Source organism: Streptomyces cadmiisoli, assembly GCF_003261055.1.
Classification (GTDB): domain Bacteria; phylum Actinomycetota; class Actinomycetes; order Streptomycetales; family Streptomycetaceae; genus Streptomyces; species Streptomyces cadmiisoli.
Map to the genome: position 1 here is coordinate 963,519 of NZ_CP030073.1, position 24,415 is coordinate 987,933.

The window sequence follows — 24,415 nt, forward strand, 5'->3', positions numbered from 1 at the left end:
TCGCTTCACCATGCCCGCTGACGCCAAGTCGCCCAAGAAGCTGAGCAACAACCGCGCCGCCCTCACCCACAAGATCGGCTACGCGCTCCGGCACCCGGGTCGCGTCAAGCCCTACATCCGCCGGGCCGGCCGGGACGCCTGGCTGCGGGTGAAGCACCCCGACCACGTCGGCTACTACCGGGCCGTGATGGCCTCGGACACCCGCCGCAATCCGGAGGCCGCGGTCGGCAGCAAGACCCACGACCGCTGGCTGGCGCTCGGGCAGATGCAGTTCGACTACCTCATCGAGCACGGCCTGCGGCCCGAACACCGCATGCTCGACATCGGCTGCGGCAACCTGCGCGGCGGCTGGCGCTTCATCACCCACCTCGACACCGGCAACTACTACGGCATCGACATCTCGCCCGACATCCTGATGGCCGCCAAGAAGACCCTCACCGAGCGCCGCCTCCAGGAGAAGCTGCCGCATCTGACGATCATCGGCGACCTCACGCTGGACTTCCTGCCCGGCAACCACTTCGACGTCGTGCACGCCCACAGCGTGTTCTCCCACTCGCCGCTGGAGGTCATCGACGAATGCCTCGCGCACGTCGGCCGCATACTGACCGACACCGGCTTCTTCGACTTCACCTTCGACCGCACCGAGGGCACCGAACACCAGGTGCTGGGCGAGGACTTCTACTACCGCACCGAGACCCTCCTGGAGCTGGCGCGCAAGCACGGTCTGCACGGGCAGTTCATGGAGGACTGGGAGAAGCGCCCGCACGGCCAGTCGAAGATACGTGTCAGTCGCTCGCCGCTTCCCGCCGCCTGACCGGGGCCTGGTACTGACATGAAGTCCCCCACAGTGTCCCCGGGCACCGCGCTCGCCCCGCCCACCGTTGCCACCCCCGCGTCGGACGTCGTCCCACGGCCGCCCGTGCCGCCGCCCGTCGCGGGACCCGGCCCGAGCCGGGCGTTCACGGCAGCGGTGCCCGCGGGCCTCGTGGTCGCCCTGGGCCTGTGGGGGATCACCCGCCAGAACAGCATGTGGCGCGACGAGGCAGCCACCTGGCAGGTCGCCCGCCGCGATCTGCCCGAGATATGGCACCTGGTCGGCCACGCGGACGTGGTCCACGGCCTCTACTACGCCCTCATGCATGTGGTGTTCGAGGTCTTCGGCGACAGCCTGCCGACCTTGCGGGCCCCCTCCGTGCTCGCCATGGCAGCGGCGGCCGCCCTCGTCGCCGACCTCGGCGCGCGCCTGGCGGGCCGATGGAGCGGGCTCGGCGCGGGGCTCGCCTTCGCGCTGGTGCCCGCGGTCCAGACGTACACGCAAGAGGGCCGCCCGTACGCGATGGTCACCGCCATGGTCGCGCTCGCCACCTGGCTGCTGGTGTCCGCCCTGCACAACCCCCGGGCCAGGACCTGGACCGCATACGCACTCGTCGTCCTGCTCGGCGCGCTGCTCAACTGGTTCTCGCTGCTCGCCCTGCTCGCCCACGCCGCCACGCTCGTCCTGGCCCGGCCGGACCGCACCGTCCTCACCCGCTGGCTCCTCGCCGCCGGCACCGCCGTGCTCGGTGCGCTGCCCCTCGTCCTGGCCAGCCAGAGCCAGTCCCGGCAGGTGTCCTGGATACCGCCCGCCGGCCCCGGAACGATGTGGCTGGTCGCGGGCACCGTCCTCGTGGCCGGCGGCTGCGCGCTCCTGCGCCAGGCGCGCGAGCCCGCCGGTCCGACGTCGGCCGCGGCGGGGAATCCGAGCCTGGCCGCCGTGGCCGTCCCGCTCTGCGCCGTACCCCAGATGACGCTCCTCGCCGTCTCACTCACCTGGCGGCCTCTCTACGTCTCCCGCTACGTACTGTTCGCCCACATCGGCCTCGCCCTCATGCTCGGGGTACTGATCGCCGCACTCGCCAGGAGCCTGGCCGTCCGTCCCGCTGTGCTGCTCGCCGCCGCCACCGCACTCGCGTTCCTCGCCCTGCTCCCCGCCGAACGGCAGATACGCAGCGTGGAGAGCCGGGTGGACGACGTGCTGGCCGCGGCCGCGCTGGTGGAAGCGGCGGGTGGGCGGGGCGACGCGGTCGTCTTCCTTCCCTCGGCCCGGCGCGACACCGCCCTGGTCACCCCGAGCGCCTTTGACGGCCTGCGCGACATCGCGCTCGCCGGGAGCCCCGCCGGGTCCGCCACCCTGCACGGCATCGAAACAGCGCCGGACACCACGGCACGCGCCATGCTGCGCGAACGGCGCATCATCCTGATCAGCGACGCGGAGCCCCGTCGCGCCCTGAACGCCCGCGACCGCGCCAAGACCCGCGTTCTGCGTAAGCACTTCGTCGTACGCAGCACGCTGGTCCAGCGCGGCCGGAGCGTCACGGTGTACGAACGCGCCGACGGCCGCGGTGACGGCGGGCCTGCCGCCGACAGGCCGTCGCGCGACGACCGCCTCGGCGCTCCGCCCTCGCCGCGCGTCGACCGCGCGAGGGGCGGACGGCCGTAGAACCGCGGCTCCAACTGCGATGTGTTTCCGGCAGGTTGCCGGTTGGGAAAGCCCTTTCATGACTCTTCCCGAGATCGACTTCGGCGGCATAGATTCTGGCCGACCTGTACATCGATGCAGTCGAGGAAGATCCTTTGACACACGAATCATCCCGAAGAAGGCCCCGCGGGCTGGTGCTCGCGGCCGCCCTCTTGGTCACCGCGGTCACCCCGCACGTGACCGCGTCCGCAGACACCTCGCGGACCGCCCGGCCAGCCGGCACGACCCGCGCCGGCAACGTTGCCTCCTCGGTCATCACCCTGATCACCGGCGACAAGGTCACCATCACCCCGGACGCCGGCGGCGGCCCCGGCACACTGACCGTCCAAGGTGCGGACGGCGAACCCACCGGCGCCCGTGTGCTGACCGCGGGCGGCGACACCTATGTCTACCCCGACTCCGCGAACCCGTTCCTGGCCTCGCTGGACAGCCGCCTGTTCAACGTCACGCGCCTGATGGCCGACGGGTACGACGACGCGTCACTGAAGCAACTGCCTCTCATCGTCACCTACGACGGGGCCGGGGCTTCGGCCACCGCCTTGCGCAAGCGCGGCGACGGCCTGCCCGGCACCGCCACCCGAGTGCGGCCGCTCACCAGCGTCAACGGTGTGGCCCTCGCCGCGGACCGCGCGGACTCCGATGAACTGTGGAGCGAACTCACCGGCACCGGTCCCGGATCCGCCGCGGCAGCGGCCCGGAAGACCGAGGCAGGCCTGCGCGGCGGTGTCGCCAAGGTGTGGCTCGACGGAAAGTCCGAGGCCACGCTCAGCGAGTCCGTCGCCCAGATCGGCGCCCCCGGAATCTGGGCGAACGGCAACACCGGCGAAGGCGTCGAGGTGGCCGTCCTCGACACCGGCTACGACGAGGACCATCCCGACCTCGAAGCCGCCGTCGTGGACTCCGCCAGCTTCGTCCCCGGCGAGAACGTCACCGACCGCGACGGCCATGGCACGCACGTCGCCTCCACCATCGCCGGCAGCGGCGCCGCCTCCGACGGCAAGGAGAAGGGCGTCGCGCCCGGCGTCGACCTGCACGTGGGCAAGGTCCTGTCCGATCAGGGCTTCGGGTACGACTCCTGGATCCTGGCCGGAATGGAATGGGCCGCCCGCGATGCCGGGGCCCGCGTCATCAGCATGAGCCTGGGCAGTGGCGTGAACGCCGACGGCGACACCGTCCTCGCCAGGGCGGTGAACGAACTCAGCGCGGAGACCGGCGCCCTGTTCACGATAGCGGCGGGCAACGACGGCCCCGGCCCGCAGACCGTCCGGTCGCCCGGCACCGCCGACGCGGCGCTGACCGTCGGCGCGGTCGACTCCTCCGACGCCCTGGCCGACTTCTCCAGCCGCGGCCCCCGCTACGGCGACGACGCCCTCAAGCCCGAGATCACCGCTCCCGGCGTCGGGATCCTGGCCGCCAGGTCCCAGTACAGCAGCAACGGTTCCGGTCCCTACATGAGCGCCAGCGGTACGTCCATGGCGACGCCGCACGTGGCCGGCATGGCGGCTCTCGTCGCCGCCGCGCATCCCGACTGGTCCGGCAGCCGCATCAAGGATGCGCTGGTCAGCACCGCCAAGGACACGGGCATCAGCGTGGACGACGGCGGCAACGGCCGGGTCGACGCCACCGCGGTGAACGCGACTCTCACCGCGACCGGCACGATCGACGCGGGCATCCACCCCGCGGGCACCGGCCAGGACCCGGTCCGGTCCACCGCGACCTTCAGCAACACCGGGGACCGGGCCGTCACCGTCGACCTCGCCGTCGACGCGCCGGGCGTCCCCGCGGGCGTCTTCACCGTCGCACCCGGCAAGGTCACCGTCCCCGCACACGGCACCGCCGGCGCCGAGGTCACCACGGACCCCAAGAAGGCCGGCACCGCGCAGCGTTGGACCGGACGGCTCACGGCATCCGCCGACGGCACGGTACTGACCCGCACCGCGCTCGGCGTCAGCACCCGCCAGCAGCACTTCCACGTCCGCACCAAGATCAGCGGCCGGTCCGGCGAGGCGACCGACGGCCTCCTCACCTTCTTCCGCAAGGGCGACGAGTACGCGGGCAGCTACCTCTTCGGCGGCGGCCGGTCCGACGAGATCCTGCCGCCGGGCCGCTACACCGTCTTCGCCGACTTCCGCGTCGAGGGCACCCATGGCGCCTCCTCGGCCGGGTACGCCCGTATGGTCATCCCCCAGGTGGACATCACCGGGCCCACCGACCTGGTGTTCGACGGTACGAAGCTTCGGCAGATCAAGCCGGTCACGCCGCAGCGGACGGAGACGTTCGAGCAACGCCTCGACTACCACCGGGCGTTCGACGACGGGACGTCGGTCACCGAAAGCACGCTCGTCGGTGTCGGGTACGACAGCATCTGGTCAGCACCCGTGGCGGCCGGCAAGGACGGCCGGCAGTACCTCACGGCCCGCTGGCGCAACCAGGAGCCGCTGCTCTCCGTCACCTCCGGCAAGCAGACCTTCGACGACCTGTGGACCATGCCGGGCTCGACCAAGCTGCCCGAGGACGACTACGAACTCGACCTGATCCACCCCGGCGATGGACTGGCCGAGGACTACGAGGGCGTTGACGCCGAGGGCAAGGCCGCGGTGGTGCGCTGGGACTCCGGCGACGAGGACACCGCGGACGACCAGATCAGGGCCGCACAGGCCGCCGGTGTGAAGCTGCTGCTGTTCGTCAACGACCTCGACGGGCGGCTGCGTCAGCCCATCATCCGATCGACGATCCAGGTGGTGGGCCTGTCCCGCACGAAGGGTGAGGAACTGATCTCGCGGGTGGACGCCAGCGCCACGGCGAGCGTGCCGCTGCGCGCGGTCTCCCGCCCGGACACGGACTACCTGTACGACCTCGTCCGCACCTGGCAGGGCCGCATCCCCTCCGATCTGGTCCACGCGCCCTCCGCCGGCCAACTGGCCCGGGTCGAGACGTCGTTCGAGAATCCGACCGGCCTCGAGGTGTACGAGAACCGGTACGACGTCCACCCCTGGACGACGTACCGGGTGGGCACGAACAGGCTGAGCACGGCCGGCGCACACCGCACCGACTACGTCAGCACCGACAGCGGCTTCTCCTGGACCGAGGAAGGCGAACTGCACCTGCACGCCTACAGCGCGTCGGGACCGGTGACCTACCGAGCGGGCGGGACCACGGCCGTGAGCTGGTTCGGCCCCGTGGTGCGGCCGCGCATCAACGCCGGTTCCCCGCAGCCGCTGCGTACCGGCGACACGATCGATGTCACCGTGCCGTCCTGGAGCGACTCCGGAAACGGCCACGCGAACTACAGCGCCTTCGGCAGCGAGGACGTCACCCAGGAGACCGCGCTCTACCGGGGCGAGACGCTGGTGGCCGAGGGGGCCATCGGAGTGACGGCGACCGTACCCGCGCAGAAGGGTGAGTACCGGCTCCTGCACAAGGCGACCCGCAACGCCACCGCCGCCTTCCCGTACTCCACCGCCACCCGCACCGAGTGGGCCTTCACCTCGGCCGCGCCACGCCGATCGGACGACAGCGTGAAACTCCCGCTCGTGCAGCTGGACTACGCCCTGCCGACGTCCACCGACGGCAAGGCGGCACGCAACGCCTCGCTGCTCGTCACACCCACACATCTGCAAGGAGGCTCGAACGCGGCCCTGCGCACCACCAAGGTGCAGCTGTCCTACGACGACGGCGCCACCTGGACCACGGCGCGGCTCAGCGGCAAGGGCAACGGGAAGGTGAGCCTGAAGCTGGGCGCCCCCTCCGCCGCCCGGTATGTGTCGCTGCGCGTGTACGCCGGGGACAGCGGCGGCAACACGGTCGAACAGACCGTGCTGCGTGCCGCGGGCATCGCCCCATGACCGCGATGACCTCCGTGTAGCGACGGCCCGCGTTGCCCTCGGTGAGGGCCCGGCATCCTTGTGCCGATGCCGGGCCCTCACCGGGGTTCTCACAACCAGCCGCGCTTGGCCGCCTGCACTCCGGCCTCGAAACGGCTCCGGGCCCCCAGGCGCTCCATGAGGCACGTGGCCTTGCGGCGGGCGGTGCGATGGGAGACCCCGAGCCGTTTCGCGATCGCCTCGTCGGTGTAGCCCGCCGCGAGGAGCTTCAGAACGGTGGACTCGCTGTCGGTCAGGCCGTGGGCGTCGGGCCGCGACTCGTCGCCCCACGGCCGGGCGCTGTCCCAGATGGTCTCGAAGAGGGCGTCCAGCATGGCCAGGGTCCCCTCCCCGGACAGGACCACTCCGCCGGCCGTGGTGTCATCGCTCTTCAGCGGGATGACCGCCCGCGTGCGGTCGAACATGACCATGCGGGTCGGCAGGGTCGCCACCGTACGCACCTGGCCCCCCTGCTCGACCAGCCAGGTCAGGTACTCCGTCGTGCGCGGACAGTTGCGGGCGCTGTGAAGGTAGACCGTGCGGCAGGAGACACCCCGGTCGGCGAGGTGTTCGTCGAGCCGCTTCGCCGCCTCGAGCGCCTGGACCGACTGCTGGCCCTTCACCAGGGTCATGACCTCGTTCTCCACGCCGCACGCGAGCGTGGCGAGCCGGTCACGGACGTCGTCGATCCCCACCAGGTGCTCGACACCCGCCTGTGTGGTCGTGGAGCGCACATCCGCGAAGTCGGCGATGAGCTGCGCCGCGGCTGCCCGGGAAGCCTCGACGCGCTGCTGCTGAGCGGCCAGGTCCGCCTGCTGACGCTTGAGCAACAGTTCCAGCCCGACTTCGGGTGTGACCGCTCTGAGCCGTCCGGGCTCCTCGAACGAGGGCCTCACCAGGGCCAGCTCACTCAGCTGGTCGAGTCCCCGGCGGATCGCCTCCTGCGGCCTCCCGAGGTGTTCACTCAGAGCGGAAACGCCCAAATCGGGATACATCAGCATGGTCCGGTAGAGAGCTTCGGTGTCCTCGTCCAATCCGAGCATCGACAGCATGAGGGCCCGCCACCTCTTTCCGGGTACTACTCGATCTTGCCATGGAGCTTTGGCCACCAGCACGCTGGCCGATTTGGGCCATGACCACAAACGTACAGCTTGTCCCCGTAGTGCGAACTTGGGGCCTGTCACCACCGTTGACCCATGTATCTCGTCCATGTGCAACTGTCAGGTCCCGGGGACGCGACGTTCCCGGACGTACCGGCACGAGACGTCCTCGCCCTGGCCGTGCCCGGGGACGGGATCGAGCATGTATCGATGCACCCCCTCGCGAAGCCGCACCCCACGCTCGGCATCTGGGTCCTGGCCGCCTCGATGCCCGGCGCAGAGATATGGGCCTCCGCCTTCACCCTGCGCCTGCTCCACCAGCATGCGCTGTTCGGCAAGTGGACCGTGGTACGTGTCGCGGCGCCGTCGCTGGCCCCATTGGTCCGCGGCCCATTGAGGCCACCCGGAAGCGCGCTCCGCACCCCTGAGCCCGATCGACACTGGTCGCGGTGACACGCGGGACGAAGTCCGGACGGAAAACAGGCGTGAGCCGTCACACGCCACGGCTGTGATTCCTCTCACCGCACCGGCCGACTCCGGTCATCGCCCGCAGCCTCGACGCCGGCCCGGTCCCGGCCGAGCGCCTGGTCCGCCCGCGGAGGGCTTCGCCCGAGCCCCACGAGCCGACCGCCCCGTGCCGGCCGGTCAGCTCTCGCATCGCGCCCGCGCGGCGGCTCGATGACAACGGTGGAAACAACGTGTGACGACCCGTGGCGCGCGACACCTTCCCGCGCCTCCACCCACTGATCGACACCACCGACGGCCACCACCGCGGACGGCTTCGTACACATCTGCTGGTGGCACATCCGCTCACCTGCGGCAGACACCTGCTCCCGGCAACGACGGTGCTGCTCCACGCTGCCGCCGTAGGTGGTTCAGGCTCGCTCCGAGGCCGCCGGAAGTCGGCGCTTCCAGGGCAACCCGGCGAGCGAAGTTAAGTATTGACACCCCCTCCGCAAGTGAATCATGATCGCCTCCGTGTCATGGACGCTTCACATCAACTCCACCTGACCAACGGAAAGATGTAACCGACCCGGTGTCCGTCGCCTCCCTGAACACCTCCCCGACACCCGATTCGGGGACCTCGCGTGCACCCTTCGTGACGTCTCCGTTCGCCGCGTTCCCGATCCTCCCCGTCCCACCCCGACAGGAAGGCCAGGCCTTGCCGGTGCAGCACACCCCCGACGCAGTCCGCCTCGCGTTCTCGGTCCGTCCTGCCTCTTTCGCACAGCAGCGCCTGTGGTTCCTGGCCCAGTTGCCGGGCGCGAACGCCGCCTACAACGAGACCCTGGCCTTCGAACTCACCGGCCCGCTCGATCAACACGTGCTCGCCCGGGCGCTCGACGATGTGACGGACCGGCACATGAGCCTTCGCACACGTCTGGTGGCGGAGGAGGGCGGGGTCCGTCAGCACATCGACCCGCCGGGCGCCGGCTTCCTGCTGACCTTCGAGGACCTGACCCGCCTGCCCGACGCCGACGCACATGTGGCCCGTTGCCAACGGGTCGAGGCGGAGCGCCCGTTCGACCTCGCGGCCGGGCCGCTCGGCCGAGGCCACCTGCTCGCCCTGGAACCGCAGCGCCACGTACTGCTCCTCACCTTCCACCACGCCATCTACGACGGTGCCTCGATGAGTGTGATGATGAAGGAGATCGGGCTCCTCTACGAGGCGATACTCACCGGCGCCCCCAACCCCCTGCCCGACGCTCCGGCGCAGTACGCCGACCACGCGCAGGCCCAGCTCGAGGCCGTGCGCAGCGGTGCCCTCGCGGCGCAGGAGGAGTACTGGAAACGGGCGCTGCGGAACGCGCCGCCGGTGCTGGAACTGCCCGCACGAGGGCCGCGCCCGGCGGAGCAGGACTACGCCGGCGGCCGGGTCGTCTTCGAGGTGGACGCCGACGTCACGGCGGACCTGCGCCGTCTGGCGCGCGAACACGGCGCCACCCTGTTCGTGGCCGTGCTGACCGGCTGGGCGATTCTCCTGTCGCGGCTGACCGGGCAGGAGGACATCGTTGTCGGAAGCCCGGTGGCCGGCCGGCGCGGACCGAAGTCCTCCGACCTGATCGGCTTCCTCGTCAACTCGCTGCCCCTGCGCATCGATCTGTCCGACGCCCCCACCGTGTCCGAGGCGCTGTCGCGTACCCGCGTCGTCGTCCGTGAGGCTCTCGCCCATCAGGACCTGCCCTTCGAGCGCATCGTCGAACTGGTCAACCCTCCGCGCAGCGCCTCCCACACCCCCCTGTTCCAGACCATGCTGGCGTGGGTGCCCGACCGGCAGGACGTACTGAGCCTGCCGGGTATGGAGGTCCGGCCGCTGTCGATCGCCGACGCCCCGGCCAAGTTCGATCTCGCGCTGTCCGCGACCGAGTCGCAGGGCCGGCTCACCGGACATCTGGACTACGCGACGGCACTCGTCGACCACGCCACCGCCCGTCGCTGGGCGGCACATCTGCGCCACCTGCTCACCGATCTGGCGCGGCACCCCGAGCGCGACATCCGCAATCTGGAACTGATGGATCCGGCCGAGCACGCCCGGCTGGTCCGCGAGGGCGACGCCACGGAAGCCGTCCCGTCGGACTCGCCGTCGCAGGCGCTGCGCGCGGCCGACGGGATCGCCTCCCTCTTCGAGTCGCAGGCCCGGCAGCACCCCGCCCGGCCGGCCGTGGCCGACCGGGACAGCACCGTGGACTACGCCACGCTCGACCAGCAGGCGAACCGGCTGGCGCACGCCCTGGCCGCCCGCTCCGTACGCCCCGGCGATGTCGTGGGCCTGCACATGCGCCGGACGTGCGATCTGGCCGTCGGCATCCTGGGCATCCTCAAGGCGGGCGCCGCCTATCTGCCGCTCGACCCGCACCAGCCCGTGGAACGCCTGGCCGGCATGGTCGAGGACGCCGCGTGCCCCGTCGTGCTCAGCGACCACGGCCCCGGGGACCGCCCGGAGCAGTGGCTGCACCTCGCCACCGTCGAGGCGGAGGGAACAACGGGAGACCGCCCGCCGGCCGGCGTGGACCGGGCCCAGGACCGGACGGCCTACGTGATCTTCACGTCCGGGTCCACGGGCCGGCCCAAGGGCGTCTGCGTCGAGCACCGCAGTGTTCTCAACCTCTTCGCGACCTGGCAGGACCGGATGGGCGCCGAGCCGGGCGAGGTCGGCTCCGCCTGGTCCAGCATCGGCTTCGACGCCTCGGTCCACGAACTGCTGCTGCCCCTGACCACCGGCGGCGTCGTGCACATCGTTCCCGAGGAACTGCGCGGGGACCCTTCCGCGCTCCTGGGCTGGATGCGTGAGCGCGAGGTCACCCAGTCGTTCCTGCCGCCCGCCTATGTCAAGTGGATCGACGAGGACCCGGCCGAACGGCTGCGGGACCTGCCGCTGCGCAAACTGCTGACCGGCGTCGAGTCCCTGACCGAGGCCGCACTGCACCGGATGACACAGCACCTGCCCGGTCTGCGGATCTGCTTCGGATACGGCCCCACCGAGGCGACCTTGTACAGCACCGCCTACTACGACCCCCGCCCGCTGGAGCGGCCCTGCCCCATCGGCCGGCCGCTGCCCGGCACCCGCCTGTACGTGCTGGACGGCAGAATGCAGCCCGTGCCGCCCGAAGTGGTGGGAGAGGTGTACCTCGGCGGGGCGTCGCTGGCGCGTGGTTATCTCAACCGCCCCGACCAGACCAAGGAACGCTTCCTGCCGGACCCGTTCGTGCCCGGCGCGCAGGTGTACCGCACGGGGGATCTCGCCCGCTGGGGCGACGACGGCCAGGCCCACTACGCCGGACGCGCCGACGACCAGGTCAAGCTGCGCGGCTTCCGTATCGAGCCCGCCGAGATCGAGGCGGCGCTCATGGCGCTGCCCGGCACACGTGAAGCGGCGGTCCTCGTCGACCGAGACACGGCGGGGCACCCACGGCTGGTCGCCGCGGTCGGCCGGGACGGCACGTCGAGCCACCCGGTGCAGGACTGGCGCACGGCCCTCGCCCGCCGACTGCCCGACTACATGATCCCCGCCGTCGTCGTCGAACTGAAGTCGCTCCCCCTCAACCGCAGCGGCAAGGTCGACCGCGCGGAGCTGCTGCGGCTCGCGCGGGAGCGGTCCTCCACCCAGGTCAACACGACCAGCCCCCGGGACCACGTCGAACACGCCCTGTACCGCATCTGGCACGGCATCCTGCTGCACCGCGACATCGGCGTGCGCGACAACTTCTTCGACCTGGGCGGCACCTCCCTCTCGGCCATCAAGATGGCCTATGAGGTGAGTGAGACCTTCGGCCGCCAACTGCCCGTCGCCGAGGTCATGTTGCGGCCCACCATCGAGTCGCTCGGGGCCCTTCTGCGGGAGGACGCCGTCCGACGCGCACCCGGCAGTCTCATACAGTTCCGGCGGGGCACGGGCCCTCGGGCCGTCTGCGTCCATCCCGCCGGCGGCACCGCGTTCTGTTACCTGCCCCTCGCCGCCCACCTGCCCGAACGGGCCGGGTTCCACGGGATCCAGTCACCGGGTGTGAACCCGGGCGAGGAGGTACTGCCGAGCGTCGAGGCCATGGCCGAGGCGTACCTGCGTCTCCTCGGACCGATCGACGACCAGGAACCGCTGGTCCTGACCGGGCTCTCCTACGGCGGCCTCGTCGCGCACGAGATGGGACGCCGGCTGAGCCTGGCCGGGCACCGGGACGTGAGTGTGGTCCTCCTCGACACCCAGGCCACCGACGACGACGCCGCCCGCGCGGCGATCGCCCCGGTCGACGCCGCCGAGTTCCGCGACAAACTCATCAGGTTCAACGGCATGTACCCCGGTATCGACGACGCGCAGGTCGAACGCTACTTCCGTATCTACAACCACAACCGGCTCACGGCCCGCGACCATGTCCCCGCCGCCTCCCCGGCCCGGACGATCCTGGCCCAGGCCGTGCCCGAGGGCACCGACACCGCCTTCCACGCCGAGGTCCGCGACTTCTGGCGGCGCCGTGCGCAGGGCGAGTTCCGTGTCGAGACGATGGAGTGCGACCACTGGGAGATCCTGGAGGGCGCCGGGGCAGCCCGCGTGGGCGCCCTGCTGACCGCCGAACTGCTCCGCCACGAGTCCGGCGCCACCGAGGCCTCGTCGCCCGCCACGCCCGCGCGGGAGGCGTGATGAACCACCCGGCCCCCCTCAGCCCGCTGGCCGACGCGGTCCTGGCGCAGGCCCGCCGCACCCCGCACGCCGACGCCGTCGAGGACGGCGCGCGCACCCTCGACTACACCGAACTCGACCTGCTCAGCGAACGGGTCGCCACCCGGCTGCACTCCCTCGGAGTGCGCCCCGGGCACACCGTGGCCGTCGCCCTGCCCCGCTCCTGGCGACTGGTCTGCGTCCTGCTCGGCATCCGCCGCGCCGGAGCCGGCGTCGTCCCCCTGGACCGGCTCAGCCCGCCCGACCGGCAGCGGCACATCCTGCGGGACAGCGGCGCCGTCGCCGTGATCCGCGACGACGCGCACGCGCCGGACGACGTGCCGGTCGATCTGCTGCTCGCCCCGGAGGAACAGACCGGACCCGCCGCCCCGGCCCTGAGCATGTCCGCCGCCGAAGGTGACACCGGCACGGGCTTCGTCTTCTACACCTCCGGCAGCACCGGCCGCCCCAAGGGCGTGGAAGTCACCGACGAGGGCATACTGCGCCTGGCCCGGCCCGGCTACATCGAGCCGGGCCACGGCACCCGGTTCGCCTCACTGGCCAACCCGGCCTTCGACGCCCTCAGCTTCGAGGTGTGGGCACCGCTGGTGACCGGCGGCACATGTGTCGTCCTGGACGACGCGCAGGTGCAGAGCCCGCACCGGTTCGCCGACGTGCTGCGCGAACGCCGTGTCGACACCATGTTCATCACGGTCGCGCTGTTCAACGCGGTCGTCGAGAAGGTGCCCGACTGCTTCGCCGACGTCGCCCGGGTGCTCATCGGCGGCGAGCAGCTGCACGTCCCCCTGATACGCCGCTGGTACGACGCCAACCCCACCTCCCGTACCGTCCTGCACAACGCGTACGGGCCGACTGAGGCGACCACGTTCGCCCTGTGCCACCCGATCCCCCGCGACTTCACCGGCGACACGATCCCCATCGGTACCGCGCTGCCGGGCACCGGCCTGCTGCTGCGCATCGAGGACGGACGCACCGCCGAGCCGGGCGAGGTGGCCGAACTGCTGCTGTCCGGCGACGCGCTCGCCCGCGGCTACCGCAATCTGCCCGAGCAGACCGAGCGGAGTTTCGTCGAACTGCCCGACCCGGACGGCCGGCCGTGCCGCTGGTACTGCACCGGCGATCTCGTCCGCCGGGACACCGACGGCCGTGTGATCTACGTCGGCCGGGCCGACCGTCAGGTCAAGGTGCGCGGGTTCCGCATCGAACCGGGTGAGGTAGAAGCCCAGTTGCTGGCCCACCCCGCCGTGCGCGGGGCCCATGTGTGCACGAGGCGCGATCCGGAGGGCCGCAACGAGCTGCTGGCCTTCCTCGTGCCGGGCGAGGAGCTGACCTACGACGCCTACGAACGCCACCTCACCACCGCGCTGCCGCCGTACATGCGCCCGCACCACACCCACCTGGTGACCGAGCTTCCGCTGACCGCCAACGGGAAGGCCGACCAGGCGGCGCTGCTGCGCGAGGCCCGGGAGCCGTGGCGCGGCGCCCCGGACCGCGACGTACACATCAGCGCCGAGCAGCGGTCGGTGCTGGACATCGCCGAGGGCGTCCTCGCCGTGACCGGCCTGCGCCCCCACGACCGGTGGATACCGAGTGGCGGTGACTCCCTCAAGGCGCTGCGGTTCCGCTTCGAGATCCTCGGCCGCTTCGGCGTCGACCTGCCGCAGGACGTGGTGCTGCGCGCCGACTTCGCCGCCGTGACGGACGCCGTCCACGCGCCCGACGCGGCAGCGGGCGGCTGTCCGCCCGTACCGGTCGCCACCGGCGACGCGACCGCGCCGGCGACCAGCGAGCAGGAACGCCTGTGGTTCCTCCACCAGCGCGATCCCGCGGACGGCTCCTACGACGTGCCGCTGGTCTTCCGCATCTCGGGCCCGGTCGACGTGTCTGCCCTGCGCCGTGCGGTGCACACGCTGGTCGAACGGCACCCCGCCCTGCGCACCGGCCTGGTGGCCACCCCGCACGGCCTGCTGCAGCAGACCGGTGAACCCTACGACCCCTGGCACCGGCTGGACTCCGACCCGGAGGAACAGTGGCAGGACATCGCGGACCGCTTCTTCGCCCACCGCTTCGACCTCGCCGACCCGCGGATGCTGCGGGCGGCCTGGGTTCAGCGGCCCGACGGCGGCGTGCTCCTGCTCCACCTGCATCACGTGGCCGTGGACGGCTGGTCGCTCAATCTGCTCCTGCGCGACCTCACCGACGGCTACCGCGGCGCGGACCCCGTCCCGGTGTCCGGCATCACGCCGGCCGACTTCGCCCACTGGCAGCGGACCTGGCACACCAGCCCCGCCTACCGGCACCGCCGCGGCGAACTGCTGGCCCACTACGGCGCCGACGGTGAGCCGTCGCCGGCCCTGTCCGCACCCGAGGACACGCTCCGGCCGCAGGCGGGCCTGCTGCGCACCTCCCTCGACCTGGTGCGGCGGACCGCGCTGGACCGCCGCGCCGCGGAACTCGGCCTGACCAGGTTCCAGCTCCTGGTGTCCGCCTTCACCGCGAGTGTGTACGGCGTGACCGGGCAGAGCCGCCCCCTCGTCGCCACCCCCGTGGCGAACCGGCCTCGCCCCGAATTCGCGGACACGGTCGGCATGTTCGCCAACACCGTCCTGCTCGACCTCGCCGCGCGCCCGGGCGACTCCCTCGCGGAGCACCTCGCCGCGCACTCCGGCACCGTCCGCACCGTGCTGGAGGGCCAGGACGTCGCGCTCGCCGACCTCCTGGCCGACCCGGACCTGCGCGAACGCACCCCCCTGTTCGACTACCTGTTCGTGCTGGAGAACACCGAGTTCTCCGCCCTGCGGCTCGACGGCTGCGAGACCCGACCCGAATGGCCGCGGCCCCTGGGCGCCAAGTGCGCCCTCACCCTGTCCGTGGTCGAGCACGAGGCCGGCTTCGACTGCCTGTGGGAGTACCGCGACGACCTCGGCGCCGACCGCGCCGAGGCGGCGGCCCGACTCTTCCGCCGGGCCCTCGACCACCTCAGCGCGGACGGCGGCATCACCTTGCGCGAACTGGTCGCCCCCTACCGCCACGACCTGCCGGACACCGGCCGGGGCTCCGCCCGGGAACCCGACTTCGCGACGGTCGCCGAGGGATTCGCCCGGCAGGTGGCCCGCACCCCCGACGCGACTGCCGTCACCATCGACGACCTGAGCCTCACCTACGCCGAACTCGACGCGCAGGCCGATGAGCTGGCATCCACCCTGCAAGCGCGCCTGCCGTCGGACCCCGCCGCTCCCGCGGCCGTCGCCCTCTACCTGCAGCCGTCCGTCGAACACGTCGTGGCCCTGCTCGCGGCGGCCCGCCTCAACGTGACCGTCGTTCCCCTCGACCCGGCCTACCCGCCCGCCCTGCTGCGCCATGTGCTCGGCCAGTCCGACCCGCTGTGCGTCCTGGTGGCCCCCGAGGACCTCGACGTCCTCGACACGCTGGCCCCACCGGCGCTGCCCCGGCACCCGCTCACCCTGGCCGCCGCTCCGCAGGCCGCGCCCGTGCCCCGCCGTCAGGGGCCCCGCCCGCTCTACACGTTGTTCACGTCCGGGTCCACCGGTACGCCGAAGGGCGTCCAGGTACCCGATCGCACCCTGTGCAACCTGCTGACCTGGCAACACGCCGAGGGCGGCCTGGACCGTCCCGCCGTCACCCAGCAGTTCTCCATGCTGTCCTTCGACGTCTCCTTCCAGGAGATCTTCACCACCTTGTGCTCCGGCGGTCTGCTGCGCCTCGTGAAACCGGCCTGGCGGCAGGACGTCCCCGCGCTGCTGGAGCGGTTGGAGAGCGGCGGAGCGGAGCGGATCTTCCTGCCGTACGTGGCACTGCAACTCCTCGCCGAACACGGTGCACGAACCGGCCGGTTCCCGTCCCGGCTGCGCGAGGTCGTCACGGCCGGCGAGCAGTTGGTGTGCACCGACGCGATCCGCCGCTGGTTCGCCGGTCTGCCCGGCGCGCGTCTGTTCAACCACTACGGCCCCACCGAGACCCATGTCGTCAGCGCCCTGTGCCTCGACGGGGACCCTGCCGCCTGGCCGGCGCGGCCCGCCATCGGACGTCCCGTGTCCCACGCCGTACTGCGGGTGGTCGACGACCACGGACTGCCCGTCCCGCCGGGCGTCACCGGCGACCTGCTGATCGGTGGCCCGATGGCAGGACGCTGCTACCTGGGCGACGACCCGGCCCACCACGACCGGTACGTCGAGGATCCCGCCCTCGGCACCCTCTACCGCACGGGTGACCTGGCCCGCTTCGACCGGCAGGGCCTGCTGCACTACGCCGGGCGCGCCGACGGCCAGGTCAAACTCGGCGGACACCGGCTGGAGCTCGGACAGGTCGAGGCCGCACTGCTTCGCCACCCCGTCGTGACCAACGCCGTCGCCGTCGTCCAGGACGGCCGGTTGGTGGCCGCGCTGGAGTGCCGGGGCGAGGACCCCGGCCTCGCCGACCTGACCGACCACCTCGCACGTCTGCTGCCCGCCTATGTGCGCGTCGCCCGCTTCCGCCGACTGGCACAGCTGCCCCGCACCCCCAGCGGCAAGCTCGACCGCCGCGCCGCCCTGACGGCTCCGGGACATGAGCTGGTCGCGCACGGTTCCGCGAGCGCGACCCTGACGCCGCGGGAACAACGCCTGACCGACCTGTTCGAGAACGTCACCGGCAAGCCGGTCGCCGCGGACCAGCGGTTCTTCGACGCGGGAGCCACCAGCCTGGACCTGATGCGTTTCCAGCTCAGGTGCGCCGGAGAGGGCGATCTCCCGTTCGGTGTGCCGGACCTGTTCGAGCACGTCACCCCGCGCGCTCTGGCGCGGCTCCTCGACGGCCGCACGGACGAACGGCCGGCCCGTACGACACAAGCGGAGCGGGCCGGCGAGCACATCGCCGTCATCGGCATGGCGGTACGGCTGCCAGGGGCACCCGACCTCGCCGCCTTCTGGGACCTGGTCACCTCCGGCCGTCGCGGCATCGAGCACTTCCCCGCGACCGACGGCCGCGTCGGCGCCCGCAGCCAGCTGGAGGGGCCGCTCGCCTTCGACCCCGGCCGGTTCACCATCAGCCCGCAGGAGGCGCGCCTGATGGATCCCCAGCAGCGCCAGCTGCTGATGAACTGCGTCGAGGCACTCGCCCACGCCGGTCTCGGCGACCCGGACTCCCAGCGGGTCGGGCTGGTGGCGTCCTGCGGCGAGAACACGTACTTCCAGCGCATGCTGCGCGAGGGCGACCCGGACGCGCTGCCCGACGGTTTCCGGCTGGCCCTGCACCACGAGAAGGACTTCCTCGCCACCAAGGCCGCCTACCATCTCGGACTCACCGGCCCGGCCCTGACGGTCCAGTCCGCCTGCTCCAGCTCCCTCGCCGGCGTGCACGTCGCCGCCGGAATGCTGCGACACGGCGACGCCGACGTGATGCTGGTCGGCGGTGTCCTCGTCGACACCGAGCTGACGGACGGCTACGTCTACCGGCCGCAGCACATCTTCTCCCCGGACGGGCACTGCCGGCCGTTCAGCGCGGACGCCGAGGGCACGGTCGGAGGCAGCGGCACCGGAGTGGTCGTCCTCAAACCGATGTCCGCCGCGCTCCGGGACGGCGACACCGTGTACGCGGTCGTCACCGGCTCGGCACTCAACAACGACGGCTCGGACAAGCTCGGTTACAGCGCGCCCTCCCTGCCCGGGCAGCGGGAGGCGATCCGTACGGCCCTGCACCGCAGCGGCCGTACCGGCACCGACCCGGGATACATCGAGGCGCACGGCACCGGCACCCGGCTCGGGGATCCGGTGGAGGCCGCGGCCCTGAGGCAGGCATACGGCCTGGCCGACGACGCGCGCGTGGCACTGTCCTCGGTGAAGAGCCAGATCGGGCATCTGGGCGCGGCGGCAGGCGTCGTCGGACTCGTGCGTGCGGTGCTCGCCGTGCATCACGGGACGATCCCGCCCACGGCGGACTTCGACCGGCTCAACCCCGAGATGGAGGACGGGCCGTTCCGCGTACCCGTCGCCGCCGAGCCCTGGCCGGCGGGCGTGCCGCGGATGGCCGCCGTGAGCAGTTTCGGCATCGGCGGCACCAACGCCCATCTGCTGCTGGAGCACCCGGAGCCGGTCCCGCCCGCCGCCACCGCGCCGAACGCGGTGCCCTGCCTGGTGCTGTCCAGCAGTTCCCCGTCCGCGCTGCGTGCCGACGGGCGCCGTATCGCCGCGTATCTGCGGGCACACCCGGAGGCCTATCCGCGGGTCCTGCGCCACCTCCAGGCGGGCCGGCCCGCGCTGCGTCACCGCGCGGCGGCCACCTGTCCGGACGCCACGGCCGCCGTCGCCTGGCTCGACTCGGACTTCGAGGTCACGTCACCACCGCCACAGGACACCGTCCCCGCCCGGGACCGCGGCCCGCACGCGCTCGCCACGGCCTGGACCGCCGGACACACCGTCATGTGGGCATCGGGTCCCGCGCCCGCGCCATGGGACTTCCCGCCGCCCGCCTTCGACACGGCGGACTACGACTTCCCCCGCACGTCCGCCACGGCCGGGGCCGATCTGCCCGTTCCGGAGTCCGGCAGCTCGCGCCCGCAGCGGCTGCCCGCCGACCAGTGGCTGCACCAGACCCAGTGGACACGCCTGCGCCGTGCCCGCACCAGCACCAGCACCAGCACCGGTGAAGGCCGGCGCACCGCAGTGGTGGCCGCCGCCCCCGACACCGCACTCCCGTCGTGGGGATTCCTCACGCGGCACTACGCCCGCGTGGTGACCGTCCGCGCCGGACAGACCTTCCGGAGCCTCGGCGACGACGCCTACGAGGCCGATCTCACCGACTCCGGGCACCTGACCGCCCTGCTGGACGTACTCGCCCCCGTGGCCGCGTCCGGCATCGACTGGCTGCACACGCTGCCCCTGGCCCTGCGCGGCGACATCGACGAGAGCGTCCTCGACACGGCTCACTGGGCGTGCCTCGACACCGTGGCCGCACTCGCCCGAACCCTGGCCGGTGTCCCGCAGGCACAACGGCCACGCGCCTGGCTGCTGTCCCACGGCGCGCAGCCGGTCACCGGCGCCGTCCGCACCCCCGCGGCCGGACTCCTCGGCGCCGCCCCGGAAGTCACCCGCCAGGAGCTGGACGTGACACTGCGCTGGGCGGACCTGCCCAGCCCTGACCCGGCGGACTTCGCGGCGCATCTGCCCGATCTGCTGCTCGACGACGGCCTCGCCGACAGGGCGACGGCGCTGCGCGACGGCTACTGGTGGCATCCCGCCGTGCAGCCCGTCACCGCCCCGGCGCCCCCGCCGGCCGCGGACCCGTCCGCCGCCCTCGGCACCCACCTGGTGCTCGGCGGTACCGGCGGCATCGGCAGCACGCTGGCCGCACGTCTTCTGGAGCACCCCGCCAACCGCGTCGTCCTGGTCGCCCGCGGAACCGACGTACCGGACGCGCTCCGGACGCATCGGGACCGCGTCGCGCTGGTCGCGGCCGATCTGGCCGTGGACGACCTGGCCAGTGTGGCGAAGCGCCTCGCGCCGCATCTGACCGAGGGCCTCGCCGGGATCGTGCACGCCGTCGGCACGGCTGCCGGAGGACTGCTCGCCCACCGCGACACCGCCGCCGCCCGACGCGTCACGGCGGCCAAGCTGCGCGGCGCGGTGCTCGTCGAACGGCTCGTCGCCGAGCACCGCCCCGACTACGCGGCCTACTGCTCGTCGATGGCGGCCTCGTACGGCGGAGTCGGGCAGTTCGACTACGCGGCGGGCAACGCCTTCCTGGACGCGTGCGCGCACTACGCACCGCACGGAGGCGAGCAGTCCACGGCACGTCTGAGCATCGGCTGGGACGCCTGGCGTGAGGTGGGCATGGCGCAGCACGCGCTGTCGGCCGACGCCCGCCACCAGGACCACCTGGAGGTGGCGCTGACCCCGCAGGACGGCTCGTCGGTGTTCGCGCGAGCCCTGCACCTGCGCCTGCCCCACCTGCTGGTCAGCACCACGTCCCTCGACCAGGCGCGCTACTTCTACGAACCGGCACGGCCGCACGGGCCGGCAGCCGACGTCGGCGCAGTCGCGCCCCGCGACGCCACGGCGGAGCTCACCGGTGTCCTGCTCGACCTGCTCGGCACGGATTCCCTCGACCCCGACGCCGCGCTGTACGACCTGGGCGCGGACTCACTGACCCTGCTGGAACTGCTCGACGAGGTGAAGCGCCGATACGGCAGCGACGTCGACCTCTCCCGGCTCAGCCACCGGGTGAGTCTCGCCGAGATCGTCGGCCACCTCGGTACCGGAGCGCCGGACTCTCCGGCCGTGGACGTCGAGGTGTGGCAGCGCGGAACGAGCCGGGACGTGCTGTGCCTGGTGCATCCGGTCGGCGGTGACATCCAGGCCTACCGGCCGCTGGTCTCCGCCCTGCCCGGCGACCCGACGGTGTGTCTGATCGCCGACCCCGGACTGCGCCACCCGGACCTGCCCGACCTGCCCATGGACGACCGTGCCGCGCACTACCTGGCGGCCGTACGGGCCGCTTTCCCCGAACCCGACCGGCGGCTGCGGCTGGCGGGCTGGTCGTTCGGGGCCTGGATGGCCGTGTCGATGGCGGCACACGCCGAGGCGGAGGGCCGGCCGGCCGAGGCGCTGTACCTGCTCGACCCGCCGCCGCCGGACGCGGGCAAACGGCTCGCCGACTACGACGAACAGCAGGTGGAGGCCGTCTTCGCGCGCGAGATGAGCGGCAACGGTGCCGGAACGCTGCCGCAGTCCGGCCGCGCCTACGCCGAACGCCTGGCGCGCCGCTGCCGCAGCAACCTCGCGGCGATGACCGAGCACCGTCCGCCCCGGCTGGAGCGCACCCCCAGCGTGCTGTGGCTGGCCGGCCGCGCCGTGGGCGAGGGCATTCTGGCGCCGGAACCGACCGCGCCCGACGCCTGGGACGCCCATCTGCCCCGGCCGTTCGCCGTCCACCACGTCGACGCCGACCACTACGAACTCGTCGCGGAGCCCCACGTCCACGCCATCGCCCCCGTCCTCGCGGCGGACCCCGCCGAGGCGAGCGCCGGCCCGATCCGCGACACCGCGTCGTCCTGAGGAGACAGCCGTGCAGCACCCGTACAGCAGCCTGCCCGCGCGATCCTTCTGGCGCACCGCGGTGGCCGAACCCGACCCTCTGGACATCACCGACCTGTGGACGCCGAAGTTCGGCATCGACCAGGACGCCCCCGTGGTGACCGCCGGATCCTGCTTCGCCGCGCACATCGGTAGCGCCCTCCTCGCGCAGGGCATGCACTGGTACGACGCCGAGCTGCCGCCCCCGGGCCTGACCCGGGCCGAGCAGACGGCACGCGGCTACCGCCGCTTCTCCTTCCGCACCGGCAACATCTACACCGCCGCGGCGCTCCGCCAGTGGATCGCCTGGGCGCTCGGGAAGGAGGAGCCGCCGCAGGAGGTCTGGGAGGAGAAGGCAGCCTTCCACGATCCCCACCGGCCGACCGTCGAACCGGACGGTTTCTCCTCCCCCGACGACGTGCTGCGCTCCCGCGAGGTCACCCTCGCCGCCGTGCGCACCGCCCTGACCGAGGCCGACGTCCTGGTCTTCACTCTCGGCCTGACCGAGGCCTGGCACGACACGCACACCGGCACGGTGCTTCCGATGTGCCCGGGCACCGTGCGCGGCACCTTCGACCCCGTCCGGCACGTCCTGCACCAGCACACGGCGGCCCGTGTGCACCGCGACCTGTCGGACGCGCTCGCCCTGGCACGCGGCGTGAACCCGGGGCTGCGCACGGTCCTGACCGTCTCCCCGGTGCCGCTCACGGCCACCGCGACCGGCCGCCACGCCCTCGTCGCCACCACCCACTCCAAGTCCGTGCTGCGCGCGGTGGCCGGCCAACTCGCCGACGAGGACGACCGGGTCGACTACTTCCCGTCGTACGAGATCATCACGGGCTTCCCCTACCGGGCCGCCTTCTACGAGCCCAACCTGCGCACCGTCAGCCCCGACGGTGTGGCCCATGTGATGCGGCACTTCTTCCACTCACTGCGCGGACGATCCGCTCCGGCGCTGCCCGCGCCGAGAACCATCACCCCCGTCACCGGCGGAGAGGACCCTTGGTGTGACGACGCCGTGCTCGACTACTACAGCCCCCGCCCGGTTCCTCCTGCTGGGTGACTCCCACGCCGGCTGCGTCGGACGCGCGGCACAGGCCGCCGGGCTGCCCTTCGTGGGCGGTCCGGTGGGATCCGGGCGCGACTTCCTGGGACCCTTCTTCGACACCGACGGCACCGATGTCACCTTCCGCGCGGCGGAAGGGCAGCGGCTGTACCGGGAGTTCCTCGACACGCTGGACGTGACCGCGCTGGCGGGGCTGGCGGTACCTCTGGTGTGCACGTTCGGGCTGAGCGCGCACACGGTGGCCACCCGGCAGAACTGGGACATCCACCGCGACCGGTCCGGCACGGTCCCCGACCGGTTCCTGCGCGGTCCCCTGTTCGCCGACCTGGTGCGGGCCACCGTCCAGGGAGCGCTGGCCTTCTACGAGCACACCGCCGCGCTGGGGCTGAGGGTGCTGGCGCCCCTGCCTCCGCAGCGTGTGCCCGGCATGTCCGACCCCCGCGTCTTCTTCGCGGCGCAGGACGTGATCGGTGCCGAGATCACCGCCCGCGGGGTCGAGATCGTGGACCTGCGGGCCCGCGTCACCGACGCCGAGGGCCTGCAACGCCCCGCGTTCTGCCTGCCGGACGACACGATCCACGGCAACCTCGCCTTCGGCCGCCTGGTGGTGGCCGAACTCCTCGACCGGGGCCTGTGACCCGCCCCCATTCCCTGCTCCCCGTCTCCGCCGTCCCTTGCCCCTTGCCCCTGATCCCCCTACCCGAGCCACGGAGGTCTTCCATGGAGGACTACGCCCTGCGGGCCCTCGAACGACTGTCCACCCGCCCCGCCGAGCCCTACGACACCCTTTCCGTCGCCCCGATCACACCTCTGCTCGGCGCGGAGGTCACGGGGCTGGACCTGTCCCAGGAGCTGACACCCCAGCAGGAGAAGGAGCTCAAGCACGCGTTCCACGCGCATCACGTGCTGGTCTTCCACGATCAGGACATCACGCCGGAGCAGCACAAGCGGTTCGCGCGGGTCTTCGGCGAGCTGCACCCGGTCGCCCTCGCCCCCGAGGGATCGGACCCGCACATCCTGGACATCAAGGCGAACAAGGAGTCGCGCAACGTCGCCGGCAACGGCTGGCACGCCGACGGCACCGCGGACCCCGAGCCCTCTCTCGGGTCGATGCTGTACATCACGACCATGCCCGAGGGCGGCAGCGGCGGCGACACCCTGTTCGCCAACATGCACCTCGCCTACGAGTTGCTCTCCCCCACCATGCGGAGCTTCCTGGACGGCCTGACCGCCCTGCACGACGGGGCTCTGCCCTGGACCGCCGCCGGACAGACCCCGCCGCCCGAGTACGACGTGCCGCGCACCGAACACCCCGTCGTCGTCCGGCACCCGGAAACCGGCGACAAGCTGCTGTTCGTCAACGCGCCCTACACCTCCCACATCACCCAGCTGTCCCGCGCGGAGAGCGACGCCCTGCTCGGCATGCTGTACGCGCACGTCGCCCGTACCCCGCTGCTGCACTGCCGGGTGCGGTGGCAGGAGCGCACCCTGGTGTTCTGGGACAACCGCAGCGTCCAGCACCACGCGATCTGGGACTACTTCCCGCACACCCGCGAGGGACGACGCGTCGCCATCGACGGCTCCGCCCTGCACGCCTGAGCCGACTCCTCGACCAAAGCAGAGGTGC

The 24,415-nt window shown here is 72.2% G+C and carries 10 protein-coding genes; 9 read left to right on the forward strand and 1 reads right to left on the reverse strand.

The window, feature by feature from the left end:
• The first annotated feature begins 10 nt into the window (after positions 1-10).
• The 3 genes from DN051_RS03895 (at position 11) to DN051_RS03905 (ending at position 6,363) form a co-directional block, all read left to right on the forward strand.
• Positions 11-814 (forward strand): class I SAM-dependent methyltransferase, encoded by an 804-nt coding sequence (locus DN051_RS03895; RefSeq protein WP_112437980.1) that lies wholly within the window; start codon positions 11-13, stop codon positions 812-814.
• 18 nt (positions 815-832) lie between these two features.
• The gene (locus DN051_RS03900; RefSeq protein ID WP_112437981.1) at positions 833-2,479 is read left to right on the forward strand and encodes a glycosyltransferase family 39 protein; all 1,647 of its coding nucleotides are present in this window, start codon (positions 833-835) and stop codon (positions 2,477-2,479) included.
• A 134-nt stretch (positions 2,480-2,613) separates the two neighbouring features.
• Positions 2,614-6,363: a S8 family serine peptidase gene (locus tag DN051_RS03905; RefSeq protein ID WP_162624840.1), complete on the forward strand. Its 3,750-nt coding sequence runs from the start codon at positions 2,614-2,616 to the stop codon at positions 6,361-6,363.
• Between the two features lie 89 nt (positions 6,364-6,452).
• Here the strand turns inward: DN051_RS03905 and DN051_RS03910 are convergent, their stop codons facing one another.
• Positions 6,453-7,433, reverse strand: a complete 981-nt coding sequence (locus DN051_RS03910) for a TrmB family transcriptional regulator (RefSeq protein WP_053757740.1) — start codon at positions 7,431-7,433, stop codon at positions 6,453-6,455.
• Positions 7,434-7,577: 144 nt separating this feature from the next.
• Here DN051_RS03910 and DN051_RS03915 point away from each other — a divergent pair, with 144 nt between their 5' ends.
• From DN051_RS03915 to DN051_RS03940, 6 genes are all read left to right on the forward strand, one after another.
• A complete protein-coding gene (locus DN051_RS03915; protein ID WP_112437983.1) occupies positions 7,578-7,934 on the forward strand; it encodes a hypothetical protein in 357 nt (118 codons plus the stop codon).
• Between the two features lie 709 nt (positions 7,935-8,643).
• Positions 8,644-12,615: a non-ribosomal peptide synthetase gene (locus DN051_RS03920; RefSeq protein WP_425471723.1), complete on the forward strand. Its 3,972-nt coding sequence runs from the start codon at positions 8,644-8,646 to the stop codon at positions 12,613-12,615.
• Positions 12,615-21,704 (forward strand): non-ribosomal peptide synthetase, encoded by a 9,090-nt coding sequence (locus tag DN051_RS03925; protein ID WP_112437984.1) that lies wholly within the window; start codon positions 12,615-12,617, stop codon positions 21,702-21,704. Before DN051_RS03920 ends, DN051_RS03925 begins: the two co-directional genes overlap by 1 nt.
• Before the next feature lie 10 nt (positions 21,705-21,714).
• The gene (locus DN051_RS03930) at positions 21,715-22,785 is read left to right on the forward strand and encodes a GSCFA domain-containing protein (RefSeq protein WP_112437985.1); all 1,071 of its coding nucleotides are present in this window, start codon (positions 21,715-21,717) and stop codon (positions 22,783-22,785) included.
• Positions 22,786-22,849: 64 nt separating this feature from the next.
• On the forward strand, positions 22,850-23,425 hold the full coding sequence (locus DN051_RS03935; RefSeq protein ID WP_112442036.1) for a hypothetical protein: 576 nt from the start codon (positions 22,850-22,852) through the stop codon (positions 23,423-23,425).
• Between the two features lie 83 nt (positions 23,426-23,508).
• The gene (locus DN051_RS03940) at positions 23,509-24,387 is read left to right on the forward strand and encodes a TauD/TfdA dioxygenase family protein (RefSeq protein ID WP_112437986.1); all 879 of its coding nucleotides are present in this window, start codon (positions 23,509-23,511) and stop codon (positions 24,385-24,387) included.
• The last annotated feature ends 28 nt before the right edge of the window (positions 24,388-24,415 follow it).